Source organism: Stenotrophomonas sp. YJH_SMC_138, assembly GCF_059369855.1.
Map to the genome: position 1 here is coordinate 29,318 of NZ_JCAFTB010000008.1, position 17,536 is coordinate 46,853.

At 68.3% G+C, this 17,536-nt stretch carries 11 protein-coding genes; 10 read left to right on the forward strand and 1 reads right to left on the reverse strand.

What is annotated here, in order from left to right:
• Positions 1–34 precede the first annotated feature (34 nt).
• Positions 35–3,721 (forward strand): indolepyruvate ferredoxin oxidoreductase family protein, encoded by a 3,687-nt coding sequence (locus tag AC5P7I_RS16205; RefSeq protein ID WP_014645480.1) that lies wholly within the window; start codon positions 35–37, stop codon positions 3,719–3,721.
• A 73-nt stretch (positions 3,722–3,794) separates the two neighbouring features.
• Here the strand turns inward: AC5P7I_RS16205 and AC5P7I_RS16210 are convergent, their stop codons facing one another.
• Complete coding sequence (locus tag AC5P7I_RS16210) at positions 3,795–4,409, reverse strand: DUF938 domain-containing protein (RefSeq protein ID WP_032961616.1); 615 nt, start codon at positions 4,407–4,409, stop codon at positions 3,795–3,797.
• A gap of 766 nt (positions 4,410–5,175) precedes the next feature.
• On the opposite strand from AC5P7I_RS16210, the gene AC5P7I_RS16215 reads away from it, so the two are divergent.
• Genes AC5P7I_RS16215 through AC5P7I_RS16255 form a run of 9 tightly spaced genes read left to right on the forward strand, consistent with a single transcriptional unit; the run spans position 5,176 to position 17,527 of the window.
• Positions 5,176–6,807, forward strand: a complete 1,632-nt coding sequence (locus AC5P7I_RS16215) for a TldD/PmbA family protein (protein WP_075075906.1) — start codon at positions 5,176–5,178, stop codon at positions 6,805–6,807.
• Positions 6,808–6,837: 30 nt separating this feature from the next.
• Entirely contained in the window at positions 6,838–8,472 is a 1,635-nt protein-coding gene (locus AC5P7I_RS16220; protein ID WP_014645477.1) for a TldD/PmbA family protein, read from the forward strand.
• 21 nt (positions 8,473–8,493) lie between these two features.
• A complete protein-coding gene (locus tag AC5P7I_RS16225) occupies positions 8,494–9,828 on the forward strand; it encodes a TldD/PmbA family protein (protein ID WP_014645476.1) in 1,335 nt (444 codons plus the stop codon).
• Positions 9,828–10,535, forward strand: a complete 708-nt coding sequence (locus AC5P7I_RS16230) for a DUF4159 domain-containing protein (RefSeq protein WP_075075907.1) — start codon at positions 9,828–9,830, stop codon at positions 10,533–10,535. The genes AC5P7I_RS16225 and AC5P7I_RS16230 overlap by 1 nt, the downstream gene beginning before the upstream one ends.
• A gap of 16 nt (positions 10,536–10,551) precedes the next feature.
• Complete coding sequence (locus tag AC5P7I_RS16235) at positions 10,552–11,535, forward strand: AAA family ATPase (protein ID WP_075075908.1); 984 nt, start codon at positions 10,552–10,554, stop codon at positions 11,533–11,535.
• A 7-nt stretch (positions 11,536–11,542) separates the two neighbouring features.
• Positions 11,543–12,439 carry a DUF58 domain-containing protein gene (locus tag AC5P7I_RS16240; RefSeq protein WP_032957604.1) on the forward strand — a complete coding sequence of 299 codons (897 nt, stop codon included), beginning with the start codon at positions 11,543–11,545 and terminating at the stop codon, positions 12,437–12,439.
• A complete protein-coding gene (locus AC5P7I_RS16245) occupies positions 12,436–13,557 on the forward strand; it encodes a BatA domain-containing protein (protein ID WP_075075909.1) in 1,122 nt (373 codons plus the stop codon). The genes AC5P7I_RS16240 and AC5P7I_RS16245 overlap by 4 nt, the downstream gene beginning before the upstream one ends.
• Positions 13,554–15,722 carry a hypothetical protein gene (locus AC5P7I_RS16250; RefSeq protein ID WP_075075910.1) on the forward strand — a complete coding sequence of 723 codons (2,169 nt, stop codon included), beginning with the start codon at positions 13,554–13,556 and terminating at the stop codon, positions 15,720–15,722. Before AC5P7I_RS16245 ends, AC5P7I_RS16250 begins: the two co-directional genes overlap by 4 nt.
• On the forward strand, positions 15,719–17,527 hold the full coding sequence (locus AC5P7I_RS16255; RefSeq protein ID WP_075075911.1) for a hypothetical protein: 1,809 nt from the start codon (positions 15,719–15,721) through the stop codon (positions 17,525–17,527). The genes AC5P7I_RS16250 and AC5P7I_RS16255 overlap by 4 nt, the downstream gene beginning before the upstream one ends.
• Positions 17,528–17,536 lie beyond the last annotated feature (9 nt).

Genomic DNA, 17,536 nt, shown 5'->3' on the forward strand with positions numbered 1-17,536 from the left:
CGGCCGGTGCCAGCCGATCCTGACCGGGCCAGCCATGACCAGTACCGCGCAACTCACTTCGCCCTCTTCCGCCGACCTGATCGACCGTGACTACACGCTCGACCACAAGTACACCCGCAACGAGGGGCGGATCTACCTGAGTGGCGTGCAGGCGCTGGTGAAACTGCCGTTGATGCAGCGGCTGCGCGACGCGCACGAAGGCATCGACAGCGCCGGTTTCGTCAGTGGCTACCGTGGCAGCCCGCTGGGCGGCTTTGACCTGGAGCTGTGGCGCGCGCGCAAGCACCTGGACGCGGCCAAGGTGAAGTTCACCCCCGGCCTGAACGAGGACCTGGGCGCCACCATGGTGTGGGGCACCCAGCAGACCAACCTGTTCCCCGGCGCCAACGTGCAGGGCGTGTTCGGCATGTGGTACGGCAAGGGCCCAGGCGTGGACCGCTGCGGCGACGTGTTCAAGCACGCCAATGCCGCCGGCACCTCGCGCCATGGCGGCGTGCTGGCGCTGGCCGCCGATGATCACGCCTGCCGCAGTTCAACCCTGCCGCATGGCAGCGAGGACGAGTTCGTCAGCGCGATGATGCCGGTGCTGAATCCGGCCGGCGTGCAGGACATCCTGGACATGGGCCTGCTGGGCTGGGCGATGAGCCGCTATACCGGCCGCTGGGTCGGCTTCAAGACGATCGCCGAGACGGTGGAATCGTCGGCCTCGGTCGAGGTCGACCCGATGGCGCGCCGCATCGTGCTGCCGGAAGACTTCGAAATGCCTACGGGCGGCCTCAACATCCGCTGGCCGGACCCGCCGCTGGACCAGGAAATGCGCCTGCACCGCTATGCGGTGAAGGCCGCACAGGCGTTCGCCCGCGCCAATGGCATCGACAAGGTGGTGATGGATGCGCCGCGCGCGCGGCTGGGCATCGTCACCACCGGCAAGAGCTACCTGGACGTGCTGCAGGCGCTGGAATACCTGGGCCTGGACGAAGCCGCCTGCGCCGACATCGGCATCCGCGTGTACAAGGTCGGCATGACCTGGCCGCTGGAGCCGCAGGGCATCGCGCGCTTCGCGCAGGGCCTGGAAGACATCATCGTGGTGGAGGAGAAGCGTGCCTTCATCGAGCGCCAGATGAAGGAACAGTTCTTCAACTGGCCGGCCAGCTGGGGCCAGCGCCCGTCCATCGTCGGCAAGTACGACGAGAGCGGTGAGTGGATCCTGCCGTCCACCGGTGAACTTACCCCGGCCACCATCGCCGGCGTGATCGGTCGCCGCATCCAGAAGTTCTTCAACAACGCATCGATCGAGCAGCGCCTGCAGTGGATGCAGGAGAAGGAAGCCGAACTTGCGTTGCCGCGCGCCAGTTTTCCGCGCGTGCCGCACTACTGCTCCGGCTGCCCGCACAACACGTCCACCAACGTGCCGGAAGGCTCGCGTGCGCTGGCCGGCATCGGTTGCCATTACATGGTGACCTGGATGGACCGCAGCACCGATACCTTCACCCACATGGGCGGCGAAGGCGTGACCTGGGCCGGGCAGGCGCCGTTTACCGATACCCCGCACGTGTTCCAGAACCTCGGCGACGGCACCTACTTCCACAGCGGTTCGCTGGCGATCCGCCAGGCGGTCGCTGCCGGCGTCAACATCACCTACAAGATCCTCTACAACGATGCGGTGGCGATGACCGGCGGCCAGCCGGTGGACGGTCCGCTGAGCGTGCCGGACATCGCAAAGCAGATGCGCGCCGAAGGCATCCACACCATCGTGGTGCTGTCGGACAACATCGGCAAGTGGACCGGCCAGCGCGAGCACTTCCCCAGCGACGTCGAGTTCCATGACCGCAGCGAGCTGGACGAAGTGCAGAAGCGCCTGCGCGAAGTGAAGGGTGTTTCGATCCTGATCTACGAACAGACCTGCGCCACCGAGAAGCGCCGCCGCCGCAAGCGCGGCAAGCTGGAAGACCCGCAGAAGCGGGTGCTGATCAATTCGCTGGTCTGCGAAGGCTGCGGCGACTGTGGCAAGAAGAGCTTCTGCGTGTCGGTGCTGCCGAAGGAAACCGAGTTCGGGCGCAAGCGCGAGATCGACCAGTCCAACTGCAACAAGGACTATTCCTGCGTGAACGGCTTCTGCCCGAGCTTCGTCACCGTGCACGGTGGCCAGCCGCGCAAGGGCAGCAAGCGCGATGCGTCCACGCTGCTGGACAACCTGCCGGCACCGACCCTTCGCGACAGCTTGGAACAGCCCTGGAACATCCTGATCACCGGCGTCGGCGGTACCGGCGTGGTGACCATCGGCGCGCTGCTGGGCATGGCCGGCCACCTGGAAGGCAAGGGCGCGACCGTGCTCGACCAGACCGGCCTGGCGCAGAAGGGCGGCGCGGTGACCACGCATATCCGCATTGCCCGTCGCCCTGAAGACATCCACGCCGTGCGTATCGCCGCCGGTGAGGCCGACCTGGTGCTGGGCTGCGACATGGTGGTGGTCAACGATTACTGGGCGCTTTCGAAGGTGCGTGCCGGCCGTTCGCAGGTGGTGCTGAACACCTACGAAGCGATGCCGGGCACCTTCACCACGCGCCCGGACATGCAGTTCCCCGCCGCCGACATCATCGCCGGCGTGCGCGTGGCACTGGGCGGCCAGGAACCACTGCTGCTCGATGCCACCCAGCTGGCCACCGCGCTGCTGGGCGATGCCATCGCCGCCAACCTGTTCATCCTCGGCTACGCCTGGCAGCAGGGCCTGGTGCCGCTGTCGTTCGACTCACTGATGCGCGCCATCGAGCTCAATGGCGCCGCCGTGGCGATGAACCAGCAGGCCTTTGCGTGGGGCCGCCTGGCCGTGGTCGATCCGCAGGCCGTGCAGCAGGCCGCCGGCCTGGTGCGCAACCGCCACACCGATGCCGAATCCACCCCGGGCCCGCTGCATCCGCTGCCGCCAGGCGAGTGGGAGGGCAATGAATGGGGTGCCACTGCGGCACCGCGCAACACCGGCGACGAACGCGAACTGCGCGGCCTGCCCTCGCACGGTGGCGACGTGGCGTTCCTGCCGCTGGATGACGCCCGCCTGTCGCGCTCGCTGGATGAAATGATCGAGCGCCGCGCCGCGTTCCTGGTCGAGTACCAGGACACTGCCTACGCCAACCGTTACCGCCGCCTGGTCGAGCGCGTGCGCACCGCCGAAGCCGAGCGCATCGGCGGCTCCACTGCGCTGACCGAGACCGTGGCCCGCTACCTGTTCAAGCTGATGGCCTACAAGGACGAGTACGAAGTGGCCCGCCTGTACACCAGCGGCGACTTCCAGCGCCGCCTGCAGCAGCAGTTCGAGGGCGATTACCAGCTGCGCTTCCACCTGGCGCCGCCGCTGTTCGCCAAGAAGGATGAGCAGGGCCGGTTGCTGAAGAAGGAATACGGCCCGTGGATGTTCAAGGCCTTCGGCCTGCTGGCCAGGCTGAAGTTCCTGCGTGGCGGCCGCTTCGACGTATTCGGGCGCACCGCGGAACGCCGCATGGAGCGCAAGCTGATCGGCGATTACGAGGCCACCGTGCAGGTACTGCTGGACGGCCTGGATGACGACCGCCTGGCCCTGGCGGTGGAGATTGCCAGCATCCCCGAGCACATCCGCGGCTTCGGCCACGTCAAGGAAGCGCATTTCGAGCAGGCCAAGGCGCGCGAAGCGGCCCTGCTGGCGCAGTGGCGCAATCCGAAGGCGCTGCATATCGTGCAGGTGGCCTGAAGGGAGTGCCGGCCGCTGGCCGGCATTCATCCCGGCAATCGGTTGCCGGCCAGCGGCCGGCACTACCGATGGTTTACCCCAACCGCCACAGCAGCAGGCGGTTGTTGGCCGGCATCGCCACATCCCCCAGGCGGGTGAATCCGTGGTCGGCGGCCAGCGCCTGCACCGCTTCGCTATCGCGGATGCCGCTGCGCGGGTCGCGCGCCTTCAGCCAGGCATCGAACTGCGCGTTGCTGTCGCTGCTGTAGCGGCCGCCGTAGTTGAACGGGCCGTACGCCGCCAGCAGCGCGCCGCGACGCAGCACCGATGGCAGCGCGGCGAACAACGCCTGCACGTGCGCCCAACTCATGATGTGCAGCGTGTTTGCGCTGAACGCGGCGTCGAACGTGCTGCCCTGTGGCAGGCTGAGCCCAGGCGCCGGTGGCAGTTCCACCTGCAGCGCCACCGGCGGCAGCAGGTTCAGAAGCGCCGCTTCCGCGCGCCAGGCCTCGATGCCGGGCAGATGGTCCGGATGGTCGCTGGGCTGCCAGCGCAGCCAGGGCCAACGCTCGGCGAAGAAGGCCGCGTGCTGGCCGGTGCCGCTGCCGATTTCCAGCACCCGATGGCGGTCGCCCATCCACGGGTCGAGTGCGGCGGCGATCGGTTCGCGGTTGCGCTCGCAGGCTTCTGAATGCGGCTTGCTCGACATCAGGACGGTGTCCAGGCGGGGTCGGCCCATTGTGCACGAGGGGGGTGTTCCGAGCAGGGCTGCGCCCTGCACCTGCTTCAAGCCACAGCAACGGCAACAGCCAAAGCAACAGCAACAGCGGGCTTCCTGAGGGATGGCGGGGTGGATCCGGTGGCAGGGGACGCCGTAAATCCGTCCATGGAGGCTCGGTCGCGCCATCCATGGCGCTCACGCCCCTGCCACCGGACCCACCCCGCCTTCGACAGTTTCCTGCGGTCTGTTGGAACGGCTCTTGGGGTCAGATCCGTTTTCCGCAGGAAAACGGATCTGACCCCGAATTTCATTCGATATCTGACAGATGTGTCGACCAAGGTCGACACCTACCAGCAGCGCACGGAATCTGTCAGAGGCGGGGCGGTGTGGGTGGGCAGGACCGTTGGCGCCATGGATGGCGCCATCGAGCCCCCATGGGTGAGGGCGCTTTGCTTGCGAAGCACTGCTTCGCAAGCGCCCGAACGCACAGCCGCCAGCGGCTGGGCCGGACCCCGGAGGGGGGTTAACGGCGTGTCCTGCCCACCCACACCGCCCCGCCATCCCTCAGCAAGCCCGCTGTTGCTGTGGCTGTTGCTCCGGCTCTGAGCAGGTGCAGGGCTGCAAGCCCTGCCGAAACACCCCCAACCATGACTGCAGTCACTTGCCCGGATGCCCCGCGCTGGCGAAAGTCGAGTGGTTGACGTGATCGGCTCGGCCCGTTGCCGGCCGCACGCAAGCGAGAGAGAGAAACGCTGTGCAACGACGTGAGTTCCTGGCTTTTTCCGGTCTGGGCCTGGCGGGCCTGCTGCTGCCGCATTACCGTGCCATCGCCGCCGAGCAACTGCTCGCCCCGGTCGACACCCTCCAGCGCAGGCGCCTGGCGGACGTGGCGCTGGCCACCGCACGCACGGCCAAGGCCAGCTACTGCGATGTGCGCATCGGCCGCTACCTCAACCAGTCGGTCATCACCCGCGAGCATCAGGTCGGCAATGTGACCAACCGCGAATCGTCCGGCGTGGGCGTGCGGGTGATCGTCAACGGGGCCTGGGGCTTCGCCGCCACCCACCAGCAGACCGAGGCCGCGGTCCGCGCGGCGGTGGAGCAGGCCGCCGCGATCGCCCGCGCCAACGCCAGCATCCAGACCCGGCCGGTGCAGCTGGCGCCGACGCCGCCGGTCGGGGAGGTGCGCTGGCAGACCCCGGTCCGCAGGAACGCGATGGCGGTGCCGATCCAGGACAAGGTCGAACTGCTGCTGGCCCTCAATGCCGCCGCGCTGGATGCGGGCGCCGACTACATCAATTCCACCCTGTTCCTGGTCAACGAACAGAAGTACTTCGCCTCCAGCGATGGCTCGTTCATCGACCAGGACATCCATCGCATCTGGCTGCCGTTCACCGCCACCGCCATCGACAAGGCCAGCGGCAGGTTCCGCACCCGCGCCGGCCTGTCCTCGCCGATGGGCATGGGCTATGAGTTCCTCGATGGCGATGCGCGCGGCAAGGTGCACCTGCCCGGTGGCATCACCGCCTACCGCGATTCCTACGACCCGGTCGAGGACGCCATTGCGGCCGCCCGCCACGCGCGCGAGAAACTGAAGGCGCCGTCGGTGAAGCCCGGCAAGTACGACCTGGTGCTGGACCCGTCCAACCTGTTCCTGACCATCCACGAGAACGTCGGCCACCCGCTGGAGCTGGACCGCGTGCTCGGCTACGAAGCCAACTACGCCGGCACCAGCTTCGCCACGCTGGACAAGCGCGATGCGGGTTTCCGCTGGGGCAGCGACATCGTCACCTTCTTCGCCGACAAGACCCAGCCGGGCAGCCTCGGTGCGGTCGGCTACGACGACGAGGGCGTCAAGACCCAGCGCTGGGACCTGGTGCGCGACGGCATCCTGGTCGATTACCAGGCCACCCGCGATGAAGCCCATATCCTCGGCCGCGATGCATCGCATGGCTGCAGCTACGCCGATTCCTGGTCCAGCGTGCAGTTCCAGCGCATGGCCAATGTCTCGCTGGCGCCGGGCAAGCAGCCGCTCAGCGTCGAGGACATGATCAAGGACGTGGAGAACGGTATCTACATCCACGGCCGGGGGTCGTACTCGATCGACCAGCAGCGCTACAACGCGCAGTTCGGTGGCCAGCTGTACTACCAGATCAAGGACGGAAAGATCGCCGGCATGGTCGAGGATGCGGCCTACCAGATCCGCACGCCGGAATTCTGGAATGCCTGCACGGCCATCTGCGATGAACGCGATTTCCGCCTGGGCGGTTCGTTCTTCGACGGCAAGGGCCAGCCCGGCCAGGTCTCGGCGGTCTCGCACGGTTCGTCCACCACCCGCTTCAACGGCATCAACATCATCAACACCGCGCGCAGTCTCGGCGCTTGAGCCACCCATCCTTCGACATGGAGAGCAGCCTTGCAAAGACGTGACTTCCTGGCCCTGACCGGGCTTACCGCGGGCGGGCTGATCGTGCCCTCCTTCTTCGGCAAGGTGATCGCCGCCGAGCAGCTGCAGTCCAGCCTCGACCCGGCATTGAAGAAGCGCCTGGCCGACGCGGCGCTGCAGGCGGCGCGCAGCGCCGGTGCCACCTACTGCGACGTGCGCATCGGCCGCTACCTGCGGCAGTTCGTGATCACCCGCGAGGACAAGGTACAGAACGTGGTGAACACCGAGTCCACCGGCGTGGGCATCCGCGTGATCGTCAACGGCGCCTGGGGCTTCGCCGCCACCAACGCACTGGGTACCGCCGACGTGGCCAGGGCCGCGCAGCAGGCGGCGGCCATCGCCAAGGCCAATGCCGGCGTGCAGACCGCACCGGTGCAGCTGGCCAAGGCGCCGGGCGTGGGTGAAGTGAGCTGGCGCACGCCGATCCGCAAGAATGCGATGGAGGTGCCGATCAAGGACAAGGTCGGCCTGCTGCTGGACGTCAACGCTGCCGCAATGGGCGCTGGTGCCAGCTTCGTCAACTCGATGCTGTTCCTGGTCAACGAGCAGAAGTACTTTGCTTCCACCGATGGTTCCTATATCGACCAGGACGTGCACCGCATCTGGGCGCCGATGACGGTCACCGCCATCGACAAGAGCAGCGGCAAGTTCCGCACCCGTTCGGGCCTGTCCTCGCCGATGGGCCTGGGCTACGAGTACCTGGACGGCGCCGCCGCCGGCAAGGTGGTCAGCCCGAATGGCGTGGTCAACTACAGTTCTTCCTACGACATGAAGGAAGACGCCATCGCCGCCGCCCGGCAGGCGCAGGAAAAGCTGAAGGCCCCGTCGGTGAAGCCGGGCAAGTACGATCTGGTGCTCGATCCGTCGCATACCTGGCTGACCATCCACGAGTCGATCGGCCACCCGCTGGAACTGGACCGCGTGCTCGGCTACGAAGCCAACTACGCCGGCACCAGCTTCGCCACCCTGGACAAGCGCGAACAGCATTTCCAGTACGGCAGCGAGCTGGTCAACATCTTCGCCGACAAGACCCAGCCCGGCAGCCTCGGCGCGGTGGCATACGACGATGAAGGCGTGAAGTGCAAGCGCTGGGACCTGATCAGCAACGGCAAGCTGGTGGACTACCAGACCATCCGCGACCAGGCCCACATCCTCGGCAAGACCGAGTCCGACGGCTGCTGCTATGCCGACTCGTGGTCCAGCGTGCAGTTCCAGCGCATGGCCAACGTGTCGATGGCACCGGGCAAGACGCCGCTGAGCGTGCCGGACCTGATCAAGGACGTGGAGAACGGCATCTACATCATCGGTGATGGCTCGTTCTCGATCGACCAGCAGCGCTACAACGCGCAGTTCGGCGGCCAGCTGTTCTACGAGATCAAGAACGGCCAGATCACCCGCATGCTGGAAGACGTGGCTTACCAGATCCGCACGCCGGAGTTCTGGAACGCCTGCACCGCCGTGGCCGACGAACGCGACTACCGCCTGGGCGGTTCGTTCTTCGACGGCAAGGGCCAGCCGGGACAGGTCTCGGCGGTCTCGCACGGCTCGTCCACCGCGCGCTTCAACGGCATCAACGTCATCAACACCGCACGCAGCCTCGGCTGACCGGTCAGGAGCCCTTACACCATGAGTATCTTCACCGAAGCCCAGGCCAAGGCCATCCTCGACAAGGTCATCGCCCTGTCCAAGGCCGACGAGTGCACCGCCGTGCTGGCCGGCGCGATCAGCGGCAACATCCGCTTCGCGCTGAACAATGTCTCCACCAGTGGCATCGTCGACAACACCGAACTGGCAGTCACCGTCGCCTTCGGCAAGCGCGTCGGCACCGCCTCGATCAACGAGTTCGACGATGCCGCGCTGGAACGCGTGGTGCGCCGTGCCGAAGACCTGGCCCGCCTGGCCCCGGAGAACCCGGAGTTCATGCCGGCCATCGGCAAGCAGAGCTACCGCGCCAGCCCCACCTTCAGCGAATCCACTGCTGCCATCGATCCGGCGTTCCGTGCCAAGGTCGCCGCCGATTCGATCGCCCCGTGCCGTGGTCACGGCCTGATCGCCGCCGGCTTCCTCGAGGATGGCCAGGGCTTCCAGGCCACCGCCAACAGCAACGGCAACTTCGCCTACCAGCGCACCACCAACTTCGATTACACCTGCACTGTGCGCACTGAAGATGGCCGCGGCTCTGGCTGGGTCGGCCGCAACCTGAAGGATGCGGCCGACTTCAAGGCCGACCAGGACATCCGCATCGCCATGCGCAAGGCCACCGAGTCGGCCGAAGCCAAGGCGCTGGAACCGGGCAAGTACACGGTGATCCTGGAGCCGGCCGCAGCGGCAGGCCTGATCAGCTTCATGATGAACTTCTTCAGTGCGCGCTCGGCCGATGAAGGCCGCAGCTTCCTGTCGAAGAAGGGTGGTGGCAACAAGCTGGGCGAGCAGGTCTACGACCCGCGCGTGACCATGATCGCCGATCCGTGGCATCCGGACGCACCGGTGCTGCCGTGGGACAACGAAGGCCTGCCGCGCGAGCGCATGGCCATCATCGAGAACGGCAAGATCGCCAACCTGGACTACTCGCGCTTCTGGGCGCAGAAGCAGGGCAAGACCGCCAAGGCCTCGCCGGGCAACCTGCTGATGAGCGGTGGCGACAAAAGCACCGCCGAGCTGGTGCGTGGCACCCAGAAGGGCATCCTGGTCACGCGTACCTGGTACATCCGCATGGTCGATCCGCAGACGGTGCTGCTGACCGGCCTCACCCGCGACGGCACCTTCTACATCGAGAACGGCCAGATCAAGCACCCGGTGAAGAACTTCCGCTTCAACGAGTCGCCGGTGATCATGCTCAACAACATCGAAGAGCTGGGCAAGCCGGTGCGTGTGGCCGGTGATGAGTCCAGCTACGTGATGATGATCCCGCCGATGAAGCTGCGCGATTTCACCTTCACCTCGCTGTCCGACGCCGTCTGATGGATCGCCGGGCCTGCCTGCGCTGGTTGGCCGCTGCCGCTTCGGCGGCGGCGCTGCCGGCCTGGGCAGAGGCAGGCCCGCGCAGTTCGCGCTACGACTTCTGGTTCACCCGCCTGCAGTACGACTCCGGTGACTGGGACGTGGACGCGCGCATGCCGTCCAACCTGATCACCTCGCTGATCGACTACACCTCGCTGCGCGTGGACCCGCAGGAGCACGTGGTGGCACTGGCCGACCCGCGCATGCTGGAAGCGCCGTTCTGCTACCTGGCCGGCCACACGCTGGTGGAGTTCAATGCCGCCGAGCGGCAGAACTTCGTGCGCTATGTGCGCAATGGTGGCTTCGTCTTCGTCGACGACTGCAACCACGATATCGATGGGCTGTTCGCCACCTCGTTCGAGGCACAGATGGGCCGCCTGTTTGGTCCCAGGGCACTGCAGAAGCTGCCCAACAGCCACCCGCTGTACCGCAGCTTCTTCCGTTTCCCCGATGGCCCGCCGGCCACCAGCTTCGAACTCAACGGCTGGGGCGACGACCTGGTGCACGACTACCTGAAGGGCATCGAGATCGATGGCCGCCTGGGGCTGCTCTACAGCAACAAGGACTACGGCTGCGAGTGGGACTACGACTGGCGCAACAAGCGTTTCCTGGCCGAAGACAACACCCGCTTCGGCGTCAACATCGTGATGTACGCGTTGAACAATTGATAGGACCGGCACGCCCATGACTTCCCCCGACCTCGATTCCCTGTTGCCACGCCTGGATGCGCTGCGCGCCGCGCTTGCACGCGCCGTGGTGGGCCAGCACACCGTGGTCGAGCAGCTGCTGATCGGCCTGCTGGCCGGCGGCCACTGCCTGCTGGAAGGCGCGCCCGGGCTCGGCAAAACCCTGCTGGTGCGCTCGCTCGGGCAGGCGCTGGAACTGCAGTTCCGGCGCGTGCAGTTCACCCCCGACCTGATGCCCAGCGACATCCTCGGCACCGAACTGCTGGAGGAAGACCACGGCACCGGCCATCGCCATTTCCGTTTCCAGCAGGGCCCGATCTTCACCCACCTGCTGTTGGCAGACGAACTCAACCGCACCCCGCCCAAGACCCAGGCCGCACTGCTGGAAGCGATGCAGGAACGCACGGTCAGCTACGCCGGCACCACCTACGCACTGCCGGCGCCGTTCTTCGTGCTGGCCACACAGAACCCGATCGAGCAGGCGGGTACTTACCCGCTGCCGGAAGCGCAGCTGGACCGCTTCCTGCTGCACGTGCTGGTGGATTACCCCAGCGAGGACGAGGAGCGGCAGATCCTGGAACAGACCACCGGCGGCGCCAACGACGCGGTGCCGAAGGTGATGGATGCAGAGGCGGTGATCGCGCTGCAGGCCGCCGTACGCCTAGTGCATGTCAGCCCGGATGTGCTGGCCTGGATCACCCGCCTGGTGCGCGCCAGCCGCCCAGGCGAAGGCGCACCCGCCGCGATCAACCAGTGGGTGAAGTGGGGCGCGGGTCCGCGCGCCGGGCAGTCGCTGGTGCTGGCGGCAAAAGCGCGCGCATTGCTGCAGGGCCGCTTTGCCGCCACCCGCGAGGATGTGCAGGCGCTGGCCGCGCCGGTGATGCGCCATCGCCTGCTGCTGTCGTTCGCCGCCGAGGCCGAGCAGAAGCGTGCCGACGACGTGGTCGCCGCCCTGCTGCAGGCTGTGCCGTTCCCGGGTTGAGCCACGCGTGAACGCCGGTACCCCGCTGACCTTGCCACCGGAACTGCGTGCGCGCCTGCGCACGCTCCGCGTGCGGCCACGCCTGGCCAGTGGCGCCAGTGGCATCGGCCAGCACGCCAGCCGCAGCCGCGGTGCCGGCCTCGAATTCGCCCAGTACCGTGCCTACGAACCAGGCGATGAGCTGCGCCAGATCGACTGGAAGCTGTATGCACGCTCGGACCGCTTCTTCGTGCGCGAATCCGAACGCGAAAGCCCGATCACGGTCTGGCTGCTGCTTGATGCCACCGCCTCGGCCGGCCAGGCCGATCGCGCGGCACCGCAGCGCACCCGCCTGGACCACATGCGCGGTGTGGCCGCCTGCGTGGTGGAACTGGCCCTGCAGCAGGGCGACCGTTTCGGCCTGCTGGCGATCAATGGCGATGGACTGCAGTTGGTGCCCGCAGCGAACGGCGCACGCCAGCGTGATCGCGTGCACCTGCAACTGCATGCGCTGCAGGCGCGTGGCGGCTGGCCTGTGGCCGATCGCCTGCGCCCGCTGTGGGAGCGCGTGCGCCCGGGCGACCTGCTGCTGGCGATCGGCGACGGTTTTGACGAGGCCGGCATTGTGCTGCTGGAACAACTGGCCAGCGCACGCCGCGAAGTGGCACTGCTGCAGATCCTAACCGCCGACGAGCGTGACTTTCCCTTCGACGCAGGCCATCGCTTCCGCGATCCGGAGACCGGCGAGGAACTGCTGGGCGATGGCGCGGCGATCCGCACCGACTACCTGCAACGCTTCGCTGACGCACGCAACGCATTGCAGTCGCGCCTGCAGGCCAGCGGCATCGCCAGTGCCACTGGCTGGCTCGACCAACCGCTGGACCAACCACTGCAGGCACTGTTTGGCCGCAGGGGCGGCGCATGACCCTGCTGTTCCCGTTGGGCCTGGCCGCGCTCGCTGCAGGGTTGCTGCCGCTGCTGATCCACCTCGCCCGCCGCCATCCGTACACACCGCTGGATTTCGCCGCGCTGCGCTGGCTGCGTGCACAGATCCGGCCGCGCCAGCGCATCCGCTTCGATGACTGGCCGTTGCTGCTGGTGCGCCTGCTGTTGCTTGCCGCGTTGGCCTTGCTGCTGGCACGACCTGCATTGACCGGGCCTGCGCCAGCCCCCACTGCGTGGACGGTCGTAGCCCCAGGGCTGGACGCGACCGCACTACGCGGCACCGCCGAAGCGGGCAACTGGCATTGGCTGGCGCCCGGCTTCCCGGCCATTGATCAAGTGCCACCCGCGTCCACGGCTTCCCTGCCCAGCCTGCTGCGCGAACTGGACGCACAGCTGCCTGCGGGCACCGCATTGACCGTGCACGTTCCCGATCCCCTGCCCGGCCTGGACGGCGCACGCCTGCAGCTGTCGCGCGAGGTGCAGTGGCGTCCGCAGCCGATACCGGTGAGTGAGCAACCGAGTGCCGCAACGTTGCCGCGCCTGCGCGTGCACAGCGATGCTTCGGCCGCCGTCCAGCACTGGTTGAATGCACTGCAGCGCGCGTGGGGCAGGCAGGCGCCGCTCGCGCCTCTGGTGGCGGATGCGCTGCCCGAACGCGGCGAGATCGGCGTGTGGAGCCGCACTGGCGCACTGCCGGCGAACTGGCAGGCGTGGCTGCAGGACGGTGGACGTGTAGTGACTGCCGGCAAGCCTGCCGCCGAGGCCAGCATCCTGCTGCGCAACACCGAGGGCTCCCCGCTGCTGTGGCAGCAACGCATCGGCCACGGTGTCCTGCTGTCTCTGCCCGGCGACTGGGATGCCTCAGGCAACGCTGCGCTGCGCGATCCACAGTTGCCACGCGCGCTGCTGCTGGCTCTGCAGCCGCCTCCGCTGCCACGCCTCGGCGATGCCCGGGACCAGGCCCCCCGCCAGGCAGCACTGCCTGCGGCAACGCCGCCGCTGCGCAAGCTCACCCCGTGGTTGCTGCTGGCCATCGTGCTGCTGTTCGCGCTGGAACGCTGGATGGCCAGCAGTCATCGACGCAGGGGGCCCGCATGAACACCCTGCAGCTCGCCTGGCAGCACGCGCGCCGCCGCCGTGCGCTCGTCACCCTGCTGCTGGGCCTGCCGTGGGCGCTGGCCGCAACGGTGCTGGCGCTGCGCCTGGCGGGCTTCGATATCGCCTGCGTGATCGGCACCATCGGCCTGCTTGCCTGCGCAGCGCTCGCCACGGCACGCTCCCGCCAGCTAGACCCGCAGTGGTTGCAGCGCCAGCTCGATGGCAGCGGCGCCAGTGAGGACAGTGCCGACCTGCTGTTTGCCGATGCGCTTACCCTCAATCCGCTGCAGCAGCGCCAGCGCGCGCATGTGCTGGCCACGCTGGAACGCGCGATGCCGGAACTGCGTCCGCGCTGGCCGCGTGGAGCATTGGCGCTGTGCTGGATCGCAGGCCTGGCCATCGTTGCGCTGGCATTCGGCTGGCCACGTTCCAGCCCCGGCTCCGCGCCGGTCCGTGCGGCGGCGCCTGGCAGCACGGCTGCCGCGGGCCCACTGCACCTGCAGTCCACCCGCATGCGCATCGACGCGCCGGCCTATACCGGCCAAGCCACGCTCACCCAGAACGCACTGGATGCCAAGGTCGCCGCCGACAGCCGGCTGTCGTGGTCGTTGCGCTTCGATCGCGCACCGGACAAGGCATGGCTGCAGTTCCACGATGGTCGCCGGTTGCCGCTGAACGAACACGATGGCCAGTGGCAGGCACAGGATGTGGCGCGCACGCCGGTGCTGTACCGCGTGGTGAGCGAGCCGGCGTTGGCCGGAACCGACCTGCATCGTCTGGACGTGGTCGCCGACCGCGCGCCCGGCGTACGCGTGCTGGAGCCGGCCGCCAGCCTGGTGCTGGGCACGCCCGGGCAACGCCAGTGGTCGTTGCGCTTCGAGGCCACCGACGACTATGGCGTAGCCGCGCAGGCAACGCTGTCGATCACCACCACCCAGGGCAGCGGTGAGAACATCACCTTCGTGAAACGCAGCGTGACGCTTGCCGGCAGCGGCGAAGCCACCGCGCGGCGTTTCGCCCACACGCTTGATCTGGCTGCGCTGGGCGCGCAACCGGGCAACGATGTCATCGCCCAGCTGGAAGTGCGCGACAACCACGCGCCAACACCGCAGACCGGGCGCAGCAGCAGCGTGATCCTGCGCCTGCCCAGCGCCGAGGTTGCACTCGGTGCCGAACTGGAAGGCCGCATCAAGAAGACCCTGCCGGCCTATTTCCGCAGCCAGCGGCAGATCATCATCGATGCCGAAGCGCTGATCCGGCAGCGACGCAGCCTCGCCGCCGAGGACTTCGTGAAACGCAGCGATGCGATCGGTGTCGACCAGCGCATCCTGCGCCTGCGCTATGGCCAGTTCCTGGGCGAAGAAAGCGAAGGTGCACCGAAGCCACCGCCGACCAGCGACCTGCCCACCAGCGATGCGCCGACCGCAGACAGCCACGACGACGAACACGATCACGACCATGGCGCCGAGGCCGGTGCGCACGACGCGCATGGCCACGACCACGGCGGCAAGGCGTCCAATGCCGATGCGCCACCGGTGTTCGGCAGCGCCACCGATGTGCTGTCGGAGTACGGCCACACCCACGACCATGCCGAGGCCGCGACCCTGCTCGACCCACAGACCCGCGCCACGCTGAAGGCCGCGCTGGACCAGATGTGGTCGGCCGAAGGCGAGCTGCGCCAGGGCCGTCCGGAGCAGGCACTGCCGTTCGCCTACAAGGCACTGGGGTTCATCAAGCAGGTGCAGCAGGCCGAACGCATCTATCTGGCGCGGGTGGGGCCGGAGCTGCCGCCGATCGATGAAGGGCGCCGTCTGGGTGGCGATCGCGCTGGGCTGGCCAGCCGTGAACTGCCGCTGGCCGCACGCACGCCGCCCGACCCGGCCATCGTCGAAGCGTGGCAGCGCCTCGGCGATGACACCAGCGTGCCCGACCTCGACGCACTCGCCAGCTGGCAGCAGCGCAATGCCGCCTACCTGCCCGACGCACTCGATCTGGCTGCCGCCATCGAGCAGCTGCGCATCGAACCCGGTTGCCGCGACTGCCGCCAGCGCCTGCGCGCGCAGCTGTGGCGGGCGCTGCAGCGTCCATTGCCGCAGGCGATGCGGCGCAGTGCCGCCGATGCGATGGGGCAGCGGTACCTTGATGCGCTGGAGGCACAGCCATGAACGCCTCCGCTGTGAACCTGTGGATTGCGCTGGCACTCGCCCTGATCGTGGTCATCGCCAGCGTGCGCCAGCTGCGTGGCAATGCCGCGCGTCGTGGCCGCCAGTGGATCGTGATTGCGCTGCAGCTGATCGCTGCCACGCTGCTGTACTTCTGCCTGGTCCCGCCCACCGGCCAGCAACCCGCGGTCGGCCTGGTCGTGCTGGGAATCGATGCCGACAAGGCCGGCGCGCTGCCGGCCAGCGCAGGCCCACGGCTGCTGTTGCCGGAGGCTGCCGATGTGCCTGGGGGCCAGCGCGTGCCGGACCTGGCCACGGCGCTGCGCCAGCATCCGGCTTCCACGCTGACGCTGGTCGGTGCCGGCCTGGTCGCGCGTGACCGCGACGCGGTACTGCCACGCGACGTGCGCTGGCAGCCGGTAGCTCCGACGCGCGGGTGGATCGCGCTGCAGCCACCCGTCGACACCGCGCCCGGCGCACGCTTCGACGTGCATGCACAGGCGCGCGGCGTCGCCAAGGCCAAGGCGGAACTGCTTGACCCCGCCGACAGCGTGGTCGATCGCGTGGACGTTGCCGAGGACGGTCACGTGCAGCTCAGCGGCATCGCCCGCGCCGAGGGCCGCAGCGTGTTCCAGCTGCGCCTGCTCGATGCCGACGGTCATGTGGTGGACAGCGCGCCGGTACCGCAGCAGACCCTGCCGGCGGCACCGCTGCGCATGCTGGTGCGTGCCAGTGCGCCGGGCCCGGAGCTGAAGTACCTGCGCCGCTGGGCCGCCGATACCGGCATCCGCGTGCAGGTACAGGCCGATACCGGGGCAGGTGTCAGCGTGGGGGATGGCGCGGTCGCGCTGGATGCAGCGTCACTCGCGCGCAGCGATCTGTTGCTGCTGGACGAGCGCAGCCTGACCGCATTGAGTGCCGGCCAGCTGGCTGCCGTGCGGCAGGCGTTGCGCGACGGCCTTGGCGTTCTGTTGCGTAGTGCAGGCGCACCTGCAGCCGGCGCGCGCCAGCGCCTGCAGGATCTGGGCCTGCCGGTGCAGGGCGATGGCAGCAGCCACGCCCTCGAACTTCCCGGCGATGGCGACAGCGCGGTCCTCGCCGCACGACGCGGCCCGCTCGCCGCCGGAACGCTGCCAACCGGCTACGGCGAGGAGGCTGACCGCAGCTCGCACAGTGCGCCCCTGCCCGCGCTGGAAGCACTGGCGCTGCAGGCGCCAGGCAGCAACGCCCTGCTGCGGGATGGGACGGGCAAGGCCGTCGGCGGCTGGCGCGCTGCCGGCAAGGGTCGCATCGGCCTGCTGCCGATCACCGACAGCTGGCGCTGGGTGCTGGCCGGGCGCGATGATCGCCACGGTGAACTCTGGAGCAGCGTAGTCGCCACGCTGGCGCGTGCGCAGGGCAGCGGTGATGCGCTGTGGTCGCCGCAGACGCTCGGCTGGGCGGGCGAACGGCAGGCGCTGTGCGGCGTGCAGGCGCCACTGCAGGTCTTCAACGCGCGCGGAGACAGCGTGCCCCTGATCGTCGACGGCGCAACGTCGACCCTGCGCTGCGCCGGCTGGTGGCCGCGCGAGGCGGGTTGGCAGCGCCTGCAGCACGGCGACACCATGGTCTGGCGCTATGTGTTCGACCCGAAGGCCGCACCTGCACTGCACCAGCAGGCGATGATCGATGCAACCACGCGGGCGCTGGCCGTCAGCGGGCCGACGAACACGGCGATGATGCAGCCCGTGCCGGGCTCGCGCTGGCCCTGGTGGCTGGCGTTCACGGTGTGCGCTTCGCTGCTGTGGTGGCTGGAGCGGCGGCGCTGACCCGGGGTC

Excerpts from the sequence above, each read along its gene's own strand:
- AC5P7I_RS16205 (WP_014645480.1), top strand. The coding sequence starts at position 35 with ATGACCAGTACCGCGCAACTCACTTCGCCCTCTTCCGCCGACCTGATC.
- AC5P7I_RS16210 (WP_032961616.1), bottom strand. The coding sequence starts at position 4,409 with ATGTCGAGCAAGCCGCATTCAGAAGCCTGCGAGCGCAACCGCGAACCG.
- AC5P7I_RS16225 (WP_014645476.1), top strand. The coding sequence starts at position 8,494 with ATGAGTATCTTCACCGAAGCCCAGGCCAAGGCCATCCTCGACAAGGTC.
- AC5P7I_RS16230 (WP_075075907.1), top strand. The coding sequence starts at position 9,828 with ATGGATCGCCGGGCCTGCCTGCGCTGGTTGGCCGCTGCCGCTTCGGCG.
- AC5P7I_RS16235 (WP_075075908.1), top strand. The coding sequence starts at position 10,552 with ATGACTTCCCCCGACCTCGATTCCCTGTTGCCACGCCTGGATGCGCTG.
- AC5P7I_RS16245 (WP_075075909.1), top strand. The coding sequence starts at position 12,436 with ATGACCCTGCTGTTCCCGTTGGGCCTGGCCGCGCTCGCTGCAGGGTTG.
- AC5P7I_RS16250 (WP_075075910.1), top strand. The coding sequence starts at position 13,554 with ATGAACACCCTGCAGCTCGCCTGGCAGCACGCGCGCCGCCGCCGTGCG.
- AC5P7I_RS16255 (WP_075075911.1), top strand. The coding sequence starts at position 15,719 with ATGAACGCCTCCGCTGTGAACCTGTGGATTGCGCTGGCACTCGCCCTG.